The organism is Tatumella sp. JGM130, from assembly GCF_018257525.1.
GTDB lineage: Bacteria > Pseudomonadota > Gammaproteobacteria > Enterobacterales > Enterobacteriaceae > Tatumella > Tatumella punctata.
Genome location: NZ_JAERJS010000003.1, coordinates 131609 through 151886, shown reverse-complemented (window position 1 = coordinate 151886; position 20278 = coordinate 131609). Strand labels below are relative to the sequence as shown.

The window sequence follows — 20278 nt, the reverse complement described above, 5'->3', positions numbered from 1 at the left end:
AGTATTGCCTCTTTTTCTGCTTTCAGAGTGATCCGCACAGAGCTTTCGGCGAAAAACAAACCCGCCGCACAGCTATCAGAGATAAAGATCTCTGCGGATGATTCAGCAGAGGGTCAGTTGTCAGTAAAGGATCGCCCCGCCGTGACGATAAATAAGGTATTTCCGTACATAGCGGCTAAGGAACAGGTTTTATGCTGTTTAAATTATCATTACGCAGCGGGTTGCTGATTATTCTGTTATTAATGACCGCGTTGTTATGCATTGTCAGCGCCACCGGGTTTATCGCTCTGAGAGCCGCCGATCGCTCACTGACTGAGATCAATCGTATCCATGAGAATGAGCTGGCTAACCTTTACCAGAGTAACAGCGACTTACTGCATAGTCGCTCACTGGCGGCACTGGTGGTCCTCAAGCAGGAATCGGGGGATAAACAGGCCGCAGCAAAGTATCTGCAGGGGGTAAATGATGCGGTTGCCAGTTCACTGCTGCATATGGAACTGTTTATGAAAGCCGGGACGGTGACGCAGAAAGGAAAACAGATGGCGGCTGACATCAGTCGCAGTTTTCAGGCCTATACCGGGCAGGCTATTTTTCCGATGGTCACCAGCCTTAAAGCAGCAGATCTTGCCAGTTACTATCAAAATATTGAGAAATTCCCTGCCCTGATGGCCAGCTTCAGTCAGTCGGTACAAACGTTTAATCGTTACGCCAGTAATGTTGCACAACAGCAATTTATCCTTGCCGGAAAACGGCAGAGGAATATGGAAATATTACTGGCTCTCTGTTCAATCATTACCATCAGTACCTTACTGATCAGCTGGCGGATCCTGCGGCAGGCCTTGTTACAGCCATTGGCGCTGATGACGACACATCTGACATTTATTGCCGAAGGGGACTTAACCCGTCAGGTGCCTCTGGCAGGCAGTAAAGAGCTGCTCAGGGTAATGAATACACTGCAGGCGATGCAAAGTGCGCTGGGGACTTCGGTACAGCAAGTCTCCGGGGCCAGTTTACAGATAGACCAGGGATGCCGTGAACTGGGGGCGGGGATCCTTAACCTGTCTCAGCGTACAGAAGAGTCTGCAGCCTCTCTGGAACAGACGGCCGCGAGTATGGAACAGATCACCGCCACAGTCCGCCTGAATGCAGGTAATGCGCATCAGGCGCATCAGCTTGCCAGCCGGGTGTCGGAAACTGCCCATCGTGGTGCAGAAGTGGTCAATCAGGTTGTCGAAAAAATGCAGGAGATTACCCACAGTTCGCAAAAAATTGGCGATATTCTGGCTATGATCGATGGTATTGCTTTTCAGACCAATATACTGGCTCTCAATGCTTCGGTTGAAGCGGCCAGGGCCGGGGAACAGGGCCGGGGATTTTCGGTGGTTGCTAACGAAGTCCGCAGCCTTGCCCAGCACAGTGCCAGTGCCGCAAAAGAGATCCGTCAGCTGATAGTCACTTCCCAGAGCCAGGTGGCTGATGGCAGCAGGATGGCCAGCAGGGCCGGGGAATCGATGAGTGAAATTTATTCTGAAGTATCGCAGGTCAGTCTGCTGATGAAAGAAATTTCGGTTGCCTCTGATGAACAGAGCCGCGGTATCGAACAGATAAATATTGCGGTCACACAGATGGATGACGTGGCGCAGCAGAATGCCGCATTGGTGGAACAGGCAACGTCAGCGACTCATACACTCGAAGACCAGAGTTCCCGGCTACAGCATACGGTCGCCGGGTTTCGTCTGACGGCGTAAAGCGTCACCAGCCCCGCAGATCGGCACCGGGTAAGATCTGCGGGGGAAAACCGGTAATTATTGTGCGTTTTCTTCAGGGTTCTCGCGGATAAAACGTTCAAGGTCGTTGACCATCGTTTCAGGACCGACAAAGAACGGACTGCGCTGGTGAATACTCTGGGGTTTCAGTTCCAGAATACGGGTGGTGCCGTCACTGGCTTTGCCGCCAGCCTGTTCGGCGAGAAAGGCCATCGGATTACATTCATATAATAAACGCAGTTTTCCTGTCGGATAACTTGCGGTACTCGGGTACAGATAAATACCGCCTTTTAACAGGTTACGATGGAAGTCTGCGACCAGAGAGCCAATATAACGTGAAGTATAAGGGCGGCGGGTAGCCGTATCTTCTTCCTGACAGAATTTCAGGTACTTTTTCACCCCCTGCGGGAAGCGTGAATAGTAACCTTCGTTAATCGAGTAAATATTGCCTTGTGCCGGGAAAGTCATCCGTTCCTGACTCAGACAGAACAGGCCCAGTGACGGATCGTAGGTAAAGGCATGTACGCCGTGGCCGGTGGTATAAACCAGCATGGTCGATGAACCATAAACCACATATCCGGCAGCAACCTGAGCGGTACCGGGCTGCATAAAGTCTTCTTCAGTGACCGGCGTCCCTACGGGAGTAATACGATGATAAATTGAGAAAATAGTACCGACAGAGACATTGACATCAATATTTGAGGAACCATCAAGCGGGTCCATCAGCACCACATACTTACCGTTTTCCACACCTTCGAAAATGACAAATTCATCTTCTTCTTCGGAGGCGATGCCCGCCACAATTCCGCGTGCTTTCAGGGCGGCTTTCAGTTTTTCGTTAGCGAACAGGTCAAGCTTCATTTGCTGCTCACCCTGTACGTTCTCGACGCCGCTGGTGCCAAGAATATCGACCAGACCGGCTTTATTGATGTCGCGATGAATAACTTTTGCGCCCAGTTTTATCGCTGAAATCAGCGCTGTCAGTTCGCCTGTGGCATGAGGAAAGTCATGCTGCTTCTCAACAATAAATTCACCCAATGTTTTCATAACAATTATCCGGGATAAGTTAATTAATTAATTTCTTACTTTATGTTAACACCAATGCAAACTTAACTGGCCATAATAACTTAATCAATCATCTTATTTCTTAGTTACCGGCTGTAGCGTTACACTGTACCGCAACTTTTGGGTAATGGATCAGTTTATGCGAATTCACATTCTGGGTATCTGTGGCACCTTTATGGGTGGGCTGGCAATACTTGCGCGATCTCTGGGACACGAAGTGACCGGTTCTGATAGCAACGTATATCCGCCAATGAGTACTCTGCTGGAACAACAGGGAATTGAACTCACTCAGGGCTACGACCCTCAGCAGCTGGATCCGGCACCGGATCTGGTGATCATCGGTAATGCGATGGCCAGGGGGAACCCCTGTGTTGAAGCGGTACTGGAAAAAAATATGCCTTATATGTCCGGTCCGCAATGGCTGCATGATTTTGTGCTGCGCGACCGCTGGGTGCTGGCCGTTGCCGGCACTCATGGTAAAACTACCACTTCGGGGATGGTGGCGTGGATCCTCGACGCCTGTGGCCTGGCGCCGGGGTTTGTTATCGGTGGTGTGCCGGGCAACTTTGATGTCTCTGCCCGGCCCGGTGACAGCCCGTTTTTCGTCATTGAAGCAGATGAATATGACAGTGCCTTCTTTGATAAACGATCTAAATTTGTGCATTACTGCCCGCGGACACTGATCCTCAATAACCTGGAGTTTGATCATGCGGATATTTTTGATGATCTGCGTGCTATTCAGCGCCAGTTCCATCACCTGATCCGTATTGTTCCCGGTCAGGGGAAAATCCTGTGGCCGGAGCAGGATACTAACCTGCGTCAGGTGATTCAGATGGGCTGCTGGAGTGAACAGGAAACTCTGGGAGAACAGGGGCACTGGCAGGCGAAAAAACTGAACGCCGATGCATCCCACTGGGAAGTCTGGTTTGATGGCCAGCCGGTGGCAGAAGTGAACTGGTCACTGGTGGGCGAACATAATATGCATAACGGATTAATGGCGATGGCGGCCGCCCGGCATGTCGGCATTACTCCGCAGGATGCAGCATTAGCCCTGAATGATTTTATCAATGCCCGTCGTCGTCTGGAATGGAAGGGCAATATCAATGGCATGGATATCTATGATGACTTTGCCCATCATCCGACGGCTATCCTGGCCACGTTATCGGCCTTGCGCAGTAAAGTCGGTGGTAATGCACGGATCCTCGCGATACTCGAACCGCGCTCCAATACCATGAAAATGGGGATCAGTAAAAATGAGCTGGCACCGTCACTGGCCAAAGCCGATCAGGTATTCCTGTTCCAGCCGCCGCATATTTCGTGGCAGGTTACGGATGTGGCTGATGCCTGTATCCAGCCTGCACACTGGAGTGCGGATATTGATACGCTGGTGGAAATGATAGCCAGAGAGGCAAAACCCGGTGATACCCTGCTGGTCATGAGTAATGGCGGTTTTGAAGGGATCCATCAGAAGCTCCGCCAGCGACTGGAAAACCGGTAAGCCGCGGCCGGCAGGGCGAAATGTCGCCCTGCCGGAAGCCTTACTCAGCTTCCGCCAGCTCACGCAGATACTGGAAAATCAGTCGTGCAGATTTCGGCGGTTTATTGGCCGCTTTTTCTTTCTGAGCATTACGGATAAAACTGCGTAATTGCTGACGATCGGCTGTCGGATATAAATTAATCACCTCTGTAATCGCATCATCGCCCTGTTCAATCAGCCGGTCACGGATCGCTTCCAGTTTGTGGAACAGTGCTACCTGCTGATTATGGCGGTTCTTCAGTTTATCCAGTGCCTGGCGAACAGGTTCGACGTCACGTGAACGTAATAACTTACCAATCAGTTGTAACTGGCGGCGGCGTGCCTCTTTCCTGATTCGCTGAGCCAGTTCAACTGCATCGCGCAACTGTTCATCCAGCGGGATGCGTTCCAGCTCATTTTTACTCAGGTCAGTCAGTTCTGCACCCAGGCGTTTAAGCTCTTCGGCATCACGTTTAATTTCACTTTTACTGACCCAGATAATCTCTTCATCTTCATCTTGCTGGGGGTCTGGCTCGTGGTCGAGCCACTCATCGGGCTGTCTGGTCATTATAGGGCTCCTGAAAAAGAAGCTAATGCTAACAGGTTACAGGGTGACTGCGAAATTGTTCTCTGACTCTGATAGACTGAATATATTCATACATAACAGCAGACGGCGAATCGATGAAGGTATCAACTCAGGTTGCAGAGCAACGTAAAGTGCTGGAACAGGCAGTTTCTCACGCGCTGGAGCTGGCGAAAACCAGCGCCGACGGCGCAGAGGTCGCAGTAAGTAAAACGACAGGGATCAGTGTCAGTACCCGTTATGGCGACGTGGAAAATGTTGAGTTCAATAGTGATGGTGCGCTGGGAATCACCGTCTATCTGCAGCAGCGTAAAGGCAGTGCTTCTTCGACCGATCTCAGCCCGCAGGCTATCCAGCGTACGGTTCAGGCTGCTGTTGATATTGCCCGTTACACCTCACCGGATCCCTGCGCCGGAGTGGCGGAAAAAGATCTGCTGGCCTGGGATGCTCCGGACCTGGATTTGTTCCATCCTGCGGAGATTGAAGTTGATCGTGCCATTGAACTGGCGGCGGCGGCAGAACAGTCAGCCCTGCAGGCGGATAAGCGGATTATTAATACCGAGGGTGGCAGTTTTAATAGCCATGCCAGTATCCGTGTATTCGGTAACAGCCATGGCTTACTGAACAGTTATTGCAGCAGCCGCCATGGTATTTCGGCCAGTGTGATTGCTGAGCAGGAAGGGCAGATGGAGCGCAATTACGCGTATACCGCGGCCCGCGATTTTGCTGACCTGCGCACGGCACAGTGGGTCGGTGAAGAGTGTGCCCGTCGTACTCTGGCACGGCTGGCCCCGAGAAAACTGTCTACCATGCAGGCTCCGGTTATTTTCGCTGCTGAAGTGGCGACGGGGCTATTTGGTCATCTGGTCGGAGCTATCAGTGGTGGTAATGTTTACCGTAAATCGACCTTCCTGTTGGACTCACTGGGTAAACAGATTTTCCCTGACTGGCTGAATATTGAAGAACGTCCGCATTTGCTGAAAGGCGTAGCTTCTACCCCGTTTGACAGTGAAGGCGTCCGAACCTGCGACCGGACGATTATTAATCATGGTGTTTTACAGGACTGGTTACTGACCAGCTACTCTGCGCGCAAACTGGGTCTGCACAGTACGGGGCATGCCGGCGGCATCCATAACTGGCGTATTGCCGGACAAGGCCACTCATTTGAACAGTTATTACAGCAGATGGGCACCGGGCTGGTGGTCACCGAGTTAATGGGTCAGGGGGTAAGTGCTATCACCGGTGACTACTCTCGTGGTGCCTCCGGTTTCTGGGTCGAAAATGGCCAGATACAGTATCCGGTCAGTGAGATTACTATTGCCGGTAACCTGAAAGATATGTGGCAAAACATGGTCACTGTCGGCGATGACATCGAAACCCGCAGTAATATTCAGTGCGGCTCTGTATTACTGGACGGAATGAAAATCGCCGGTCAGTAACCGGCTGGCAGCAGTCGATACCGGTGATAAAACTAATAATGCCGGTACGCTGATAATCATTAAGGAGTGAGCAATGGGTAAATCTGTGATTGCGGCATTCACTGCCGTGCTGTTTCTTTCCTGCGCTTCGGCCTATGCCCTGCCACTGGAACAGGATATGGATATTCTGGGGGTGGAGCTGGCAACCGTGCAGAGCACTGACAGTGGCCCGGAAATGCATCAGGCCCTGCAAAAAATGCAGGCGGCGGCCGAAGATGCAAAAAAATCGGCGCCCTATACGTTGCAGGGGCAGGCACCTGACAGTGCCGGTATGAAAGATTACCGTGCCGGACTGGATCAGTTAATCACACAGATTGTGGTGGTTGATAAACTTGCGGTGTTGAATAAACTACCGGAAGCCAGAACTGAAGCGAAAAAGCTGGCTGAGATCCGTAATCAGAACCATAAAAAATTTCGCTGACTGCCTGCCCGGACCTATGCAGGGCCCGGGCGGCAGTATTAACCGGATATTTCAGCAGGCAAAGTACGGACCAGCGCCTGCCAGTGTTTCAGGGTCACAGGATCATTCCCATCCCTGAAGCGTGATGACTGTTCACTGACTTTATCAATCGCTTCCTGAGGCGCCAGCAGGATATTCTGCCGGCCGCCGGCCAACGCAGCAATTTGTATATTACAGGCCCGCTCAAGCATATGCAGATTGCGAAACGCCTGCGCTATGTTGCTTCCCGCGGCCAGCAAACCATGATTACGCAGGATCATAACATCACTGTCTGCCAAATCCCGGACCAGCCGTTGTTGTTCATCCATATCAAGGGCAATACCTTCGTAGTCGTGATAAGTGATACGTGAGTAAAAGCCAAGCGCGTGCTGTGATATGGGCAGCAGCCCCTCGCGCTGCGCAGAAACCGCCACACCATCACGGGTATGGGTATGCAGGATTGCTTTCAGATCCGGACGTGCTTCATGAATGGCTGCGTGGATCACATAGCCTGCCTGATTGATCCCAAGCCCGGTCGGATCATCAATAATATTACCGCGGATATCTATTTTAATCAGATTGTGCGGGGTTATTTCCCCGAACAGTAATCCGTAGGGATTAATAAGAAAGTGTTCTTCTTTGCCCGGTACCCTCACCGAAAAATGCGTATAAATATGGTCAGTAAATTTCAGCCGCGCCGCCAGTTGGTAAGCGCGGGACAGATCCAGCCGCACAGCATATTCTTCATCAGACCAGTGGCGGCTATCTGTGGCGGTGTGATGAACCAGGGTGTCTGTAGTCATAATGATTCCTGTATAAAAAATTACCAGTCAGTGCCCTGGCCGAGTAAAGCCAGAATTTCCTGACGTTGTCTGACCAGTAAAGGGGCGTCCCGATGACGGGGAAAAGGTGCCGGATTACGGAATTCGGCAAGAATGCGTGCAGGACGGGGTGAAAAAACCACCACACGGTGGCTAAGCAGTAAAGCTTCTTCGATATCATGGGTAACCAGCACACTGGTATAGCCCTGGTTTTGCCATAAGGTAATTAATTCACTCTGCATACGGATCCGCGTCAGGGAATCAAGTTTACCGAGGGGTTCATCCAGCAGCAGCAAACGGGGCTCATTCAGCAACGCACGGGCTAATGCCGCCCGTTGTGCCATCCCCCCCGATAACTGGGCTGGCCAGGCATCAGCAAACTCCTGCAAACCGATGCGGCTGATCAGCTGATCAGCTTTGGGTTGTTGCCCTTTTAGTCCGCGAGCCCGCGGGCCGAGTAAAACGTTTTGCCGTACCGTCAGCCACGGGTATAGCGTCGGGTCCTGAAATACCAGAATACGGTCAGGGCCAGGGGCGGTTACCGGCTGGTTTCCCGCCAGCAGCTGCCCTTGCTGTAAAGGTTCAAGACCCGCCAGTAAACGCAACAGTGTCGATTTTCCGCAACCGGAAGGGCCGAGCAATGCCACGCTTTCACCCGGGGCAATCTGCAGGCTGACATTATCCAGTACCGGCAGTTGCTTATCTTTCAGAGTAAAGCGGTGGCTGATATTTTGCAGGCTGATACTCAGCCCGCTGAATGTTTCTGTTGCCTGAGCGGTGGTTACCATTTCATGGTTCCTTTTTGCCAGCGGAGTACCCGGTTTCTTACCGCGAATAACAGACTAATCAGCCCGGAACACAGCAGGGCCATCAGTAACAGTGCTGCATACATATTTGAATAGGCAGCCCAGCCCTGTGCCCACTGCAGATAGAAACCGATACCTGACTTAACTCCGACCATTTCGGCAATAATTAGTACCGAAAATGATGCTCCCAGCCCCATAAACAAACCGACAAACACACTCGGCAAAGCGGCAGGGATAGCTACCCGTAAAATCAGAAAACGGGAGTTCCCGCCCAGGGTTCTGGCCACGTCATACCAGGCCTGATCGATCCCGGCAACACCTGACCAGGTGAGCACAGTGACCGGAAACCAGGTCGCCAGTGCGATCAGAAACACGCTGGCATCATGGCTGGTAGGGAACAGAAAAAAGCATAACGGCAACAGGGCAGTGGCCGGCAATGGTCCGAGGATACGCAGTACCGGATGCATCCAGTAGCCAACCCGCGGTGACCAGCCAATCGCCAGCCCGGCAATAAAACCAAACAGCGTGCCCAGCAGCACACCACTCACCAGCAAAGACAGTGAGTGATACAGGCTGTCGAGCAGCCTTGGCCAGTCATCATGAAACACCTGTAACAGTGCCTGGGGAGGCGCGAAAAACGGGACCGGCAGTACCAGCAGCTTTGCCGTTAATAACTGCCAGCCACTGAGTAACAGAGGCAAGGCGATTAGCCAGGCCGCGGCGACTCTGAGCCGGGGCAATGCAGTGACCCAGTGGCGATAAGTGACTGTCAGTAGCAGTAACAACAGGCCAATAGTCACATTAATCTCTGCCCATAGTTGTGAATAAGGCCAGTCTCTGGCACCGTTTGGCCAGTACCGCGTAATAGCGGCCGAAACCAGCCATGCCAGCGCCGCAATTGCGCCTTTATTCCACAGCCGGGGCAGTGTCAGTCCGGCCGGGGCAATCAGATGATCAGGCGAAGACATTTGCATAAATACTCTCCGAAAACTGATGAGGATTAACTGAGGCACTGATAACCTGTACTCTCTGTAAATCAGTGACATAGCGGGTCATTTCGTTGACGAATGCTGCTCCGACAGCATGATGGTCATGGGCCTGACTCATCAGAATTGCTGACACTTCCTGTGGCGAGGTATTCAGTGCATGGGCCATAAATTCGCTACCGACTTTTTGCGGATTCCTGGCGGCAAAACTGTGGGCATCCAGCAGGGCCTGAGTCAGTGCCGCTGCTGCAGGTTTGTGCTTACGGGCCAGCTCCCCGCTAACGCCGATAACACAGCAACTCAGGTTGGCGTACTCTCCGGTCATATTACTGGCCAGCAGATGATATTTCCCCGTATCCAGCATCCGCGTGCTGAAAGGTTCACTGCCACTGATGGCGGCAATTTCACCGTTATCCAGCGCATGGGTCATCAGGTCGGCAGGATAGACCTTCCACTGCACATCCGCGATGGGGTCAACGCCGTGATTTTTGAGTAAAATCGCAAAGAAGTTTTTATCCGGCCCGGCCATATCGGTTACCCCGATAGACTGACCTTTCAGACTGGCAAGAGAGGTATAAGGAGAATTATTTGCCGTCAGCAGGCTCAGGCAGCCGCCATGAGTACCGGCGGTCAGTTTTACATCGAACCCCTGTTCAAGGGCTTTCAGCCAGCGCAGTGCCATTCCGATCCCGGCGTCCGCTTTCCCGGTGGCAATCGCCTGTAACAGCACATCGGTTGAGTTACCAAAATTGACGAATTCGACATCCAGATTGTATTTGCTGAACAGATTTTGTTGCTGTGCCACGGTGACCGGCGCAATACAGATCGCGCTCTGGTTGATCGCCAGTTTTAATTTAAAAGGTTCGGCCAGCCGCAGTGATGAAGTATCTGCAACGCCGCCTTTGGTATTATCGGCGGTTTCGATCATCCCGGCCATGCCTGCCATCGAATGACCGACAGGCTCAGCCGCCCACAGAGAAGATGAAAAACCGCCGAGCAACGGTGTTGCTGCAAGGCCGGAACTGAGGGCCAGAAAACGCCTGCGGGATAATAGGGAAGAACGCATCAGTCAATTCCTTGTTATTGTTCCCGGACCCGGGAAATTAATGTTGTCACCGGAAACCATCTCCGGACAGAGCCGCCGGCCGCACCGGTGAATGTCTGCGGCGAGTCAGGCCGGGGCTGTGTTCAGTCGTTGTTGTCCCGCATATAACCAGGCACTGTCTCGCTGCGGGGTATGTACCCGGCCACAGAGCACATTGCGGTAATGACGCTCCAGTGGATTACTGCGTGTCAGCCCGTAATTCCCTGATAACTGCAGGGCCAGGTCGACCACGCGGATAGCATTATCGGTAATAGTCGCTTTTGCTAAACCGGCCTGCGAATAGCTGAACGCTTCTGCCGCCGCCTGGTTTAACAGTGTGCTGTTAATCAGTAGTAACGATTCAATTTGTCCGGCCTGTTCCTGAACCCGCGGCAGGGAGGCAAGAGGCTTGCCGAGACCTGAAGGGGTCCGTAGCTGAAGCCAGCCGGTCAGCCAGTCGGCAGCGGCCCGGGCAATAGCATCGTAAATGGCGGCCAGCAGTGCCGTATTGGCATTGGCAAATGCGGTCTGAGACGCGGTATCCGTGTGAGTCGTGGCATTCACCGGGGTGACATCGGCCGCATAATTGAGCGGCACAGTGACGTTTTTGAAAATGACTTCATGGCTGCCGGTGCCACGCATACCAATATGGTCCCAGCTGGGAATAATGCTGATACCCGGGGCCGATTTCGGCACCAGCCAGCTGCCGACCAGCGGGACCTGGTCATCACTGCATGCCCAGACGACCAGCCAGTGCAGCCCTTCAATCCCGGTAGTGTAAAGCTTATGGCCATTCAGTACCCAGCCGGTGGCGGTACGCCGTGCGATGGTTTGTGGCAGGCCACCACGGGACGGTGAACCCATTTCCGGCTCGACCCGCAGACTGTTAATCAAGGCCCCCTCGCTGACCGCGGTTTCGGATACCCTGCGGATCAGCTCTGTCGGCCAGCGGTTTGGCTGGCGTAACCGTAAGTGATGCAAATAATGCATACAGGTGATCAGTGCTGTCGACGGCTCACCTCCGGCAATGGCGCTGATCACCTGTTGCAGCGTGTCGAGGGAAGCGCCACTTCCGCCATAGGATTGTCCGGTCGCCAGTGCCAGTAATTTATGCTGCTGTAACCAGGACAGATTCTGGTGCGGGAAAGCACCTTGCTGATCATATTGTTGCGCCGTTTCTGCCATTCGGTGGCGAATATCGGCGAGTAATGATGCCGGAGGCCAGGGGGCCGCAGACTGTTCTGCCTGTCTCATTGGATGCTCCTTATGGATATCAGGCACGCTGGCGTTCAGCCTGTTCACGGCGGGCGATTTTTTCCCGTGTCAGTGGTAGTAATACTTTCCCGTAATCCAGCGCATCATTCAGAGGATCGAAACCCCGGATCAGGAAATTTCGCACCCCGAGGTCGTAGTAATCGAGTAATGCATCGGCAACCTGTTCTGGCGTACCTACCAGCGCGGTAGAGTTTTGTCCGCCGCCGACCAGCTTTGCGATACCGGTCCACAGACGTTTATCGACAATTTCTCCGAGGGCGGCCGTAGCACGCAGCCGCTGAGCTCCCACACTCTGTGGTTTATTATCCGGTTTCAGCGGCCCGGCGGTCTGCTGACGACGGGTCGCGGTGGCAAGGATTAGTTCAGCTTTCTGCCAGGCCTCCGCTTCTGTATCGGCAATAATCGGGCGGAAAGAGACACTGAACTCTGTTTTCCGACCATGACGGGCTGCTTCGGCAGTCACGCGGTCAATAGTCTCTTTGGTCTGGGCCAGAGATTCTCCCCACAGTGCGTAAACGTCGGCATGTTTACCGGCGACCCGAATCGCGGCATCGGATGACCCGCCAAAAAAGACCGGAATCGGCTGATCTGCAGGGGGACGTATTGCCGAGATCGCCTGCTCAGCCCGGTAAAATGAATTACTGATATTGAAGGGCTGATCATTGCTCCAGATATCACGTACTACGTCGAGGAAAGCTTCACTTCTGGCATAGCGCTGATCATGGTCCAGATAATCACCGTCACGACGCTGCTCTGCATCGCTGCCGCCACTGATAATATGTACTGCCAGACGGTTATCCAGTAACTGATTCAGGGTGGCAAATTTACGTGCTGCGAGGGTAGGGGAGACGAACCCGGGACGATGGGCGAGCAGAAACTTAATTTTTTCTGTTGAGAGCCCGGCCAGTGCTGTGACCAGAAATCCATCGGGCTGGTCGGAAGCATGGGCGACCAGCAGGCGGTCGAAACCTGCGGCTTCATGGGCCCGTGCAATACGAGTAATGTAGTCTTTATCAAATACAGGGCCTGAAGGGGCGATGGTTTCAGATGCCAGACGGTGGCTAATCATGCCGATAAACTGAATGCTCATAGTTATTTCCTGTCACAAAAGGGCCCGCAGATCTGCACAGATCAGCGGTGGTTTTTTATACTCTAGGCCGAATGTTAATATGATCAAAATTCATTTTTAACATTAGTAATTATGCTAAACAGATATGAACCCGAGGCACCGTGCGCTAACGTCGCGGGCTAATTCAGAAAACCGGTAATGGCGTATTCGCTGACGTTAATTTTTTGCGGAAGAATGCCATAGTGATAAAAACGATCTGCGGTGGATTGCAGGTTGCTGAGATCGCCGGGAGTGACATTGCGTGAGTCTGTCGATCCGCGTGAGATAATCAGGCGGGCAGTCGAGAGAGGTAACTGGCTGAGCGCGGCGTAACTGGCGGCATATTGCTGAGGATGACTGACCGCCCAAAGTCTGGCTTTACGTACCCGGCCAGCAAAGTCCTGAATGGCCTGTCGCTTCGCCGGATCAGCCAGTGATGCGGTCGTAGCGGTCAGAAACGAAAATGAGGTTGTCAGGTGGCTGGCATCGGTAATTAACCGGCCCCCGTTTTGCTGAGCGACGGCCAGGTAGGGGTCAAAAACGGCCCAGGCGTTGATCTGGCCACTGTTAAAAGCGGCGCTGGCATCAACCGGCAATACAAACCGGATCCGCGTATCCTGACGCGACAGACCGGCTTTTTCCAGTGCCAGCCAGAGCATATTCTGTGAAATACTGCCGGCCGCTGAGGAAACAACGACCTGCTGACCACGCAGGTCGTTAACCGTTTTTAGCGGGCTGTCGGCAGGCACTACAATGCCGTTACCCCTTCCGGTACTGACTTCGGTTAAAATAATTTTCAGATTCACTCCGCCTGCCAGTGCCTGTAATACCGGTAAATCCCCGGCGTAAGAAGTGTCTGTGGCATCAGCCCGCTGGGCTTCAAACAACGGGGCGGCTCCCTGAAAATTGGCCCAGTGGATCGAGTACGGCAGATCCTGCAATACCCCGGAAGCCTCCATCAGACTGCGTAAAATACGCGCCTGATCACCGACTACCAGAGAGGTTTGTGCAGCAGATACACTGAATACCAGCCCCGGTAAGATCCATAACACCGCTATCCACCGGATAACGCGACGGACCTGTGTACCCGGTAAGGAAAAAGACATAAATAATTCCTGCAACAAATGAAATGTGTTATTACGTTAGCAAAGGTATTTTTATTCCTAAAATTCAATTTTTATCTAAGCTAATATGCAAAAAGTTCATAAGAGATCAGCATGCGAATAGATGACATCGATGCATTACTGGCGGTAGTACAGTTTTCTTCCCTGAGTCAGGCCGCTGAACATTTAGGGATTACGCAGTCAGCGATCACCCGCAGATTACAAAGTCTGGAACAGTCATTAGGGACCCGGTTGCTGGACCGGCAGACCAAACCCCTGCGGCTGACCACGGTCGGACAGCGGGTTTATCAGCAGTGCCTGGCTCTGAAAAGAGAGGCCCGTCGTTTGTATGCGATGGCCGATGATGGCGGACAGCCGCGGGGGCCTCTGCGGTTAGGTTTACCCCAAAGTCTGAGTGAACTGAGTCTGACGCACACCCTGAATAACTTACGTCAGGAATTTTCTCATGCCGGAATCACGGTCAGTTGTGGCTGGGGCGGACAGTTACTGAATCGTCTGGAAAACTTCGACCTTGATGCCATGCTGGCGATAGGTCCGGCGAACCTTGCGGTGCCGGAGAATATTCAGGCTGTAAAACTGAAACCTATGGCGGTAGCGGTGATCGCCCGTAAGGGAATGTTCAGTGAGCATATAACACTGGGTGAAGCGGCAGAAACGGGGTGGGTATTGAATCCTGAAGGGTGCGGATTAAGAGCCGGTATTATCCGTTATCTTGAACATTCAGGCAGTCGATTCAACGTTAATGTGGAAAGTGCCGGAGCACTCTTACAGATGCAACTGGTGGCGAATGGTAACGGTGTAGGAATTGTACCGCTGGCAGTACTGGAGAGCAGCCCGTTACGGGAGAGCCTGCAAATTATCGCCAGTCAGGAATATCAGCCGGAAAACTATCTCTGGCTATTATCGGCCCCTGAGCAGGGCAATCTGATGCCGGCGATCCGTGCATTTGCCCGTCAGGTTGCCGATCAGCTTCCCTGAATCAGCATCATTCCGCGGAACGGCAGAAGGCAGGATATACTGCGCTGTTATAGATTGTCGCTGTCTGCCGGACTGTCAGTCACCTGGTTCGCGGGCTCTAATCACATGGCTGCTCAGAGAACTGCTGATGCCCCCGTTCAGGCCAGCAGCGCTGAGTTGTTACCCGGCTGACTGTCTCCCACTGACCTTCGCGGTAATTCATTGTAAAAACAGTTCGTTCGGCAGCGACAGAATCGTCCATTAGCCCCGATTGTTCAACGGTGACAATCGCTTTATCCGGCGCTTCTCCGCTATTTACCTGCTGTGTGACTTTTAAGTCAGTGGCATTTTCCTGAAAAGATCTACCCATTGCCTCCAGCGCAACCCGGGCCGGATAATTGTCACCGCTCGTGCTACTTACTGATTCCGCAGTGCTATTGACGCAGCCGCTGGTCATAACGATTACAGAAAAGAGCATCAAGGCAGGGATTATTTTATTTAATAATATCAATTTATTACCTCTTCATTTCCCAGGGTGTATCATGTCAGGTGTACGCTTTTTAAGCGGCAGGTATTTCACTGCGACTCAGCCAATATATCATTACTCAGACCGCTCTTTTCGGGGAAATATTGCACGGTCGCCCCTGAGCCATATGATCGCCGGAGGCTATCAGAGAACATAAAAGCAAAAACCCGCCGCAGCGTGCTGTCCATAAGCAGCGGAAGCTGGCCGGTAAGCCGCGTTCCTGTGGGTGAATAGCGTCGTGGACACGTCCGCGACACCGCAGGCCGCAGAAGACTTTCCCGGAAGCAGAAAAGCAAAAACCCGCCGCAGCGGGTTTTTCCATAAAAAGTTGAAGCTGACCGGTAAGCCGGGTTCTGTCGTGGACAGTCATTCGTCTAGGCCAGCAATCGCTCACTGGCTCAAGCAGCCTACCCGGGTTCAGTACGGGCCGTACCATGTGAACCCCTATTTGGCCTTGCTCCGGGTGGAGTTTACCGTGCCACGGACTGTTGCCAGCCGCGCGGTGCGCTCTTACCGCACCCTTTCACCCTTACCTGATCCCGTAAACGGGCCATCGGCGGTTTGCTCTCTGTTGCACTGGTCGTAGGCTTGCGCCTCCCAGGCGTTACCTGGCACCCTGCCCTGTGGAGCCCGGACTTTCCTCCCCTCCGTCCGTCTCCCCGAAGGGACAACGACGAAGCGGCGACTGTCTGGTCAGCTTCGGCCGCGGATAATAGGGCATTCGCGGCCATTTGTCACGCGTCTTGCTGATCTTCTTGTTGATCTAAGGCGTAACGGTAGAGTGCATTTTTCTTCACCCCGTGGATTTCTGCTGTCAGTGCTGCTGCTTTTTTCAGTGGTAACTCGCGTTGTAACAGGCCGAGAGTCCGCAGAGCCTCCGGAGGCAGAGCTTCTGCATCAGCATGATACCCTTCAACAATCAGTACCATCTCACCTTTACGGCGGTTCTCGTCTTCTTTTACCCAGCGAAGTAATTCGCCGACCGGGGCACCATAAATACTTTCCCAGGTCTTGGTAATTTCACGCGCCAGTACTACATAACGTTCAGTCCCCCATTCCTGCACCATATCCTGCAGGCAATCGAGCAAACGGTGGGTGGATTCATAAAAAATAAGCGTCCGTGGTTCGGTCGTCAGCGCCCGAAGCGTGTCGCAACGGCCTTTGGTTTTGGCCGGCAGAAACCCTTCGTAACAGAATCGATCGGACGGTAACCCTGAGGCACTTAATGCTGTTATCGCGGCACAGGCGCCGGGCAGAGGCACGACGTTTACCCCGGCATCACGGCATTTAGTGACCAGATGATAACCAGGGTCGTTAATCAGCGGGGTACCTGCATCAGAAACCAGCGCTATACTTTGACCTGCCTGTAATCGTGTTATCAGATAATCGGCTTTTTGCTGTTCATTGTGATCGTGGAGTGCGAACAGGCGCGCGTTGATTGCGAAATGTTGTAGTAACATGCCAGTGTGGCGTGTATCTTCTGCGGCAATCAAGTCTGCGTTTGACAGGACAGTCAGCGCACGCTGTGTAATATCGCCCAGGTTACCTATGGGGGTCGGGACGATATACAGTGTACCCGCAGAAATATCTGTCTGATCGTTTTGTTTCATTGTTTCATCCGAATTGCCGATTTAATATTAGGCGTTCTGAAAAAAACATAACCGGATACCGTATGCTTCTTTCAAATGTGAATCGTCGTAAAGCAGGGCGTTTTGTTCCTGTTGTTCTTGCCGGGCTTATTCTGGCCGCCTGTTCTTCTCAGGGGCCGCAGGCACCTGCGGTGAATGTCGGGGGGCCGGCAACAGGTACCTCTGCTTATTACCTGCAACAGATGCAGCAGAGCAGTGATGATAGCAAGACCGACTGGCAATTACTCGCAATCCGCGCGTTAATGACAGAAGGAAAATATTCTGCCGCCGGTAAACAGCTGCAATTATTACCGCAACAGGTCTCTGCAACCCGGCAGCAGGAGCTGGATTTACTGAAAGCACAGTATGCGGTATCGGCTAATCATTCGGTAGCGGCGCTGCAGCTGCTGAAAGGGGTGAATGTCGCCGGGTTATCGGCCGATCAAAAGACCCGTTATTACGCGACCACCATTGCCGCGAGCCGCGATCAGCCGAGCCTGGACACTCTGCGCGCTTATATTGCCTTACAGCCCTTGCTGAAGGGTGATGCTCAACAGCAAAATATTGATAATACCTGGCTGTCGTTACGCAAAATACCTCAGCAGCAAGCCAGCAACTTTATCATTAATGCCAATGAAAATATTCTGCAAGGCTGGCTGGATCTGCTGGGAGTCTATTACCGCAGTAACGGTGATCTGAATGCGCTGAAATCCGGGGTGAAAGACTGGCAAACCCGTTACCCGGATAACCCGGCAGCAAAACAATTGCCTGCGGGTCTGCTGCAGAGCATGAATATGACGCCTGCATCGACCAATACAATTGCATTACTGCTGCCGTTAAGTGGCCCTGCGGCTGTGTTTTCACAGGCGATAGAAAAAGGGTTTGATGATGCGCGTAATGGTGTAATCAGTCAGGTAACTGCCTCAGCGGTTGTACCATCCTCGACGCCTGCGGCAGCGGCTGTGACAGGGGCAACTGCTCCGGCGGCCAGCACGGTCACCGGCAGTGCTAATGCACCGATCAGTGCCACATCACCGGCAAACACTGATGCTGTTGTCAGCCCGTCGGCGGCAACGATTCCGGCAGCGACGCCGCCTGCGTCAGCCGCTGTAACGGCGGCAGCCTCCTCAGCACCGACGATACCCGCGACAGCACCGGCCAACAGCACTACGCTGGTGAAAGTGTATGATACGAACACACAGCCGGTCGAACAGCTGATTAAGCAGGCACAGAGTGATGGTGCGACCCTGGTCGTCGGTCCCTTACTGAAGGACGATGTCAGCAAAGTTGCTTCCCTGTCCACGCCGCTGAATATCCTGGCGCTGAATGAACCCGGCAGCTTACAGAACCACCCCAATATGTGTTATTTCGCCCTGTCGCCGGAAAATGAAGCCCGCGATGCGGCCCGTCATATCTGGCAGCAAAACAAACGTATGCCCCTGTTGCTTATTCCGGCGAATAACTTTGGCAACCGTGTGGCAAATGCTTTTGCGCTTGAGTGGCAAAAACTGGGGGGCTCAGTGGTCGAACAGCAGACGTTTGGTTCAGTCGCTGATCTTAAACAACGGATTAACAGTAATTCCGGTATCGCAATGACCGGTACACCGGTTGTGGTACAAAATAATTCAGCACCGGCATCCTCTTCGGTTTCGGTTGCCGGACTGACCTTTGCTGCCCCTGAACAACCGGCACCTGTGGCAGATAACGCTGCGCCGGGCAATATTGATTCTGTTTACATTGTCGCCAGCCAAAGCGAACTGGCGCTGATTAAACCGATGATCACTATGCGCACCGGAAGCCGTAGCAATATCGCCTTGTACGCCAGCTCACTCAGCTCGCAGGCAGGCTCTGGTCCGGATTTCCGTCTGGAAATGGATGGCCTTCAGTTCAGTGATATTCCGTTACTGTCCGGGGCTAATCCGGCGCTGATGCAACAGACAGTGAAAAACTTCAGTAATGATTATTCGCTGGCACGTTTGTACGCAATGGGGATCGATGCCTGGACTCTGGCGAATCACTTCAGTCAGCTCCGCCAGCAACCCGGTTACCAGATCAGCGGAGATACAGGTATGCTGAATGCCGGTCAGAATTGCGTGATTAACAGGACGTTATCATGGAACCAATATTCTCAGGGGCAAATTATACCGGTACATTAAACCGTATTATTAACGGACAGTTGTATGAGCGGCGTGCGCGTCGCTTTCTGCAACGTGCCGGGCTGAAATGGGTGGCCAGTAATGTTCGCTATCCCTGTGGCGAAATAGACCTTATCATGCGCGATGGCATGATATGGGTGTTCACAGAAGTGCGTTTCAGAAGCAATGATCGCTTCGGCGGGGCACTGGCCAGCATCACCCGGCAGAAGCGGCAGCGGTTACGGAAAGCTGCCGCCCTATGGCTGGCCGGCAGGCAGCAAAGTTTTGCTACCACGGACTGTCGCTTTGATATTATTGCGGTGACCGGAAAGGAACTGCAATGGTTAAAAAACGCGTTTGATACCGATATGTAATCACCAGGTGGTCTTGTGCAGGAAAGAATTAAAGCTTGTTTTACCGAAAGTATCCAGACGCAGATAGCTGCCGCCGAAGCGTTGCCGGATGCAATCTCCCGTGCAGCGATGACGCTGGTTCAGTCGTTGCTCAATGGCCATAAAATTCTGAGTTGTGGCAATGGCGCATCCGCCGCCAATGCTCAGCATTTTACCGCTACGATGATAAATCACTTTGAAAATGAACGACCCAGCTTACCCGCAGTCTCATTAAGTGCAGATAATATTATGCTGACCGCGATCGGTAATGATCGACAGCATGATGAAATTTATGCCAAACAAGTCAGAGCACTCGGGCAGGCAGGAGATGTGCTGCTTGCAATATCGACCCGTGGCAACAGCCGGGATATTGTGAGAGCTGTCGAAGCTGCGGTGACCCGCGATATGACCATCGTCGCCCTGACCGGATATGACGGGGGAGAACTGGCCGGATTGCTTGGCCCCCATGACGTTGAAATACGCATTCCTTCGCACCGTAGTGCAAGGATCCAGGAAATGCATATGCTGACGGTGAACTGTCTGTGTGAACTTATTGATTACACATTATTTCCCCATCAGGAATGACTGA

General features: G+C 52.8%; 19 protein-coding genes and 1 other RNA gene. 8 read left to right on the top strand and 12 right to left on the bottom strand.

Annotated features, from left to right (window positions below; genetic code table 11):
• The first annotated feature begins 191 nt into the window (after positions 1-191).
• Positions 192-1748, top strand: coding sequence for a methyl-accepting chemotaxis protein (locus tag JK211_RS02540; protein WP_249213743.1), 1557 nt, complete (start codon positions 192-194; stop codon positions 1746-1748).
• A 57-nt stretch (positions 1749-1805) separates the two neighbouring features.
• Here the strand turns inward: JK211_RS02540 and fbp are convergent, their stop codons facing one another.
• Positions 1806-2813, bottom strand: coding sequence for a class 1 fructose-bisphosphatase (fbp, locus tag JK211_RS02535; protein ID WP_212707099.1), 1008 nt, complete (start codon positions 2811-2813; stop codon positions 1806-1808).
• 157 nt (positions 2814-2970) lie between these two features.
• Between fbp and mpl the strand changes: the two genes are divergently transcribed.
• Positions 2971-4329, top strand: a complete 1359-nt coding sequence (gene mpl, locus JK211_RS02530) for a UDP-N-acetylmuramate:L-alanyl-gamma-D-glutamyl-meso-diaminopimelate ligase (RefSeq protein WP_212707098.1) — start codon at positions 2971-2973, stop codon at positions 4327-4329.
• 40 nt (positions 4330-4369) lie between these two features.
• On the opposite strand, the gene yjgA is transcribed toward mpl, so the two are convergent.
• Positions 4370-4915, bottom strand: a complete 546-nt coding sequence (yjgA, locus tag JK211_RS02525; RefSeq protein ID WP_212707097.1) for a ribosome biogenesis factor YjgA — start codon at positions 4913-4915, stop codon at positions 4370-4372.
• Between the two features lie 113 nt (positions 4916-5028).
• Between yjgA and pmbA the strand changes: the two genes are divergently transcribed.
• Positions 5029-6369 carry a metalloprotease PmbA gene (gene pmbA, locus JK211_RS02520; RefSeq protein WP_212707096.1) on the top strand — a complete coding sequence of 447 codons (1341 nt, stop codon included), beginning with the start codon at positions 5029-5031 and terminating at the stop codon, positions 6367-6369.
• Between the two features lie 73 nt (positions 6370-6442).
• A complete protein-coding gene (cybC, locus tag JK211_RS02515) occupies positions 6443-6829 on the top strand; it encodes a cytochrome b562 (protein ID WP_212707095.1) in 387 nt (128 codons plus the stop codon).
• A 38-nt stretch (positions 6830-6867) separates the two neighbouring features.
• Here the strand turns inward: cybC and JK211_RS02510 are convergent, their stop codons facing one another.
• The 7 genes from JK211_RS02510 to JK211_RS02480 form a co-directional block, all read right to left on the bottom strand.
• Positions 6868-7650, bottom strand: coding sequence for a class II aldolase/adducin family protein (locus tag JK211_RS02510; protein WP_212707094.1), 783 nt, complete (start codon positions 7648-7650; stop codon positions 6868-6870).
• Between the two features lie 20 nt (positions 7651-7670).
• Entirely contained in the window at positions 7671-8456 is a 786-nt protein-coding gene (locus JK211_RS02505; RefSeq protein WP_212707093.1) for an ABC transporter ATP-binding protein, read from the bottom strand.
• Positions 8450-9448, bottom strand: coding sequence for an ABC transporter permease (locus tag JK211_RS02500; protein ID WP_212707092.1), 999 nt, complete (start codon positions 9446-9448; stop codon positions 8450-8452). The genes JK211_RS02505 and JK211_RS02500 overlap by 7 nt, the downstream gene beginning before the upstream one ends.
• Positions 9429-10526 (bottom strand): ABC transporter substrate-binding protein, encoded by a 1098-nt coding sequence (locus tag JK211_RS02495; protein ID WP_212707091.1) that lies wholly within the window; start codon positions 10524-10526, stop codon positions 9429-9431. The genes JK211_RS02500 and JK211_RS02495 overlap by 20 nt, the downstream gene beginning before the upstream one ends.
• 105 nt (positions 10527-10631) lie before the next feature.
• On the bottom strand, positions 10632-11798 hold the full coding sequence (locus tag JK211_RS02490) for an acyl-CoA dehydrogenase family protein (protein WP_212707090.1): 1167 nt from the start codon (positions 11796-11798) through the stop codon (positions 10632-10634).
• A 19-nt stretch (positions 11799-11817) separates the two neighbouring features.
• Positions 11818-12909, bottom strand: a complete 1092-nt coding sequence (locus JK211_RS02485; RefSeq protein WP_212707089.1) for an LLM class flavin-dependent oxidoreductase — start codon at positions 12907-12909, stop codon at positions 11818-11820.
• 158 nt (positions 12910-13067) lie between these two features.
• Complete coding sequence (locus JK211_RS02480; RefSeq protein ID WP_212707088.1) at positions 13068-14033, bottom strand: ABC transporter substrate-binding protein; 966 nt, start codon at positions 14031-14033, stop codon at positions 13068-13070.
• A gap of 111 nt (positions 14034-14144) precedes the next feature.
• Here JK211_RS02480 and JK211_RS02475 point away from each other — a divergent pair, with 111 nt between their 5' ends.
• Complete coding sequence (locus tag JK211_RS02475; RefSeq protein WP_212707087.1) at positions 14145-15029, top strand: LysR family transcriptional regulator; 885 nt, start codon at positions 14145-14147, stop codon at positions 15027-15029.
• 97 nt (positions 15030-15126) lie between these two features.
• Here the strand turns inward: JK211_RS02475 and JK211_RS02470 are convergent, their stop codons facing one another.
• The 3 genes from JK211_RS02470 to rsmI form a co-directional block, all read right to left on the bottom strand.
• Entirely contained in the window at positions 15127-15378 is a 252-nt protein-coding gene (locus JK211_RS02470; RefSeq protein ID WP_212711464.1) for a hypothetical protein, read from the bottom strand.
• A gap of 482 nt (positions 15379-15860) precedes the next feature.
• Positions 15861-16235: RNase P RNA component class A (gene rnpB / locus JK211_RS02465), an RNA gene on the bottom strand.
• A gap of 33 nt (positions 16236-16268) precedes the next feature.
• The gene (gene rsmI / locus JK211_RS02460) at positions 16269-17144 is read right to left on the bottom strand and encodes a 16S rRNA (cytidine(1402)-2'-O)-methyltransferase (protein ID WP_212707086.1); all 876 of its coding nucleotides are present in this window, start codon (positions 17142-17144) and stop codon (positions 16269-16271) included.
• A 62-nt stretch (positions 17145-17206) separates the two neighbouring features.
• Here rsmI and JK211_RS02455 point away from each other — a divergent pair, with 62 nt between their 5' ends.
• From JK211_RS02455 to diaA, 3 genes are read left to right on the top strand one after another with little or no spacing between them, the layout of a single operon-like run.
• Positions 17207-19318 carry a penicillin-binding protein activator gene (locus JK211_RS02455; protein WP_212707085.1) on the top strand — a complete coding sequence of 704 codons (2112 nt, stop codon included), beginning with the start codon at positions 17207-17209 and terminating at the stop codon, positions 19316-19318.
• Complete coding sequence (locus tag JK211_RS02450) at positions 19276-19671, top strand: YraN family protein (protein WP_212707084.1); 396 nt, start codon at positions 19276-19278, stop codon at positions 19669-19671. The genes JK211_RS02455 and JK211_RS02450 overlap by 43 nt, the downstream gene beginning before the upstream one ends.
• 15 nt (positions 19672-19686) lie before the next feature.
• On the top strand, positions 19687-20274 hold the full coding sequence (diaA, locus tag JK211_RS02445) for a DnaA initiator-associating protein DiaA (RefSeq protein ID WP_212707083.1): 588 nt from the start codon (positions 19687-19689) through the stop codon (positions 20272-20274).
• The last annotated feature ends 4 nt before the right edge of the window (positions 20275-20278 follow it).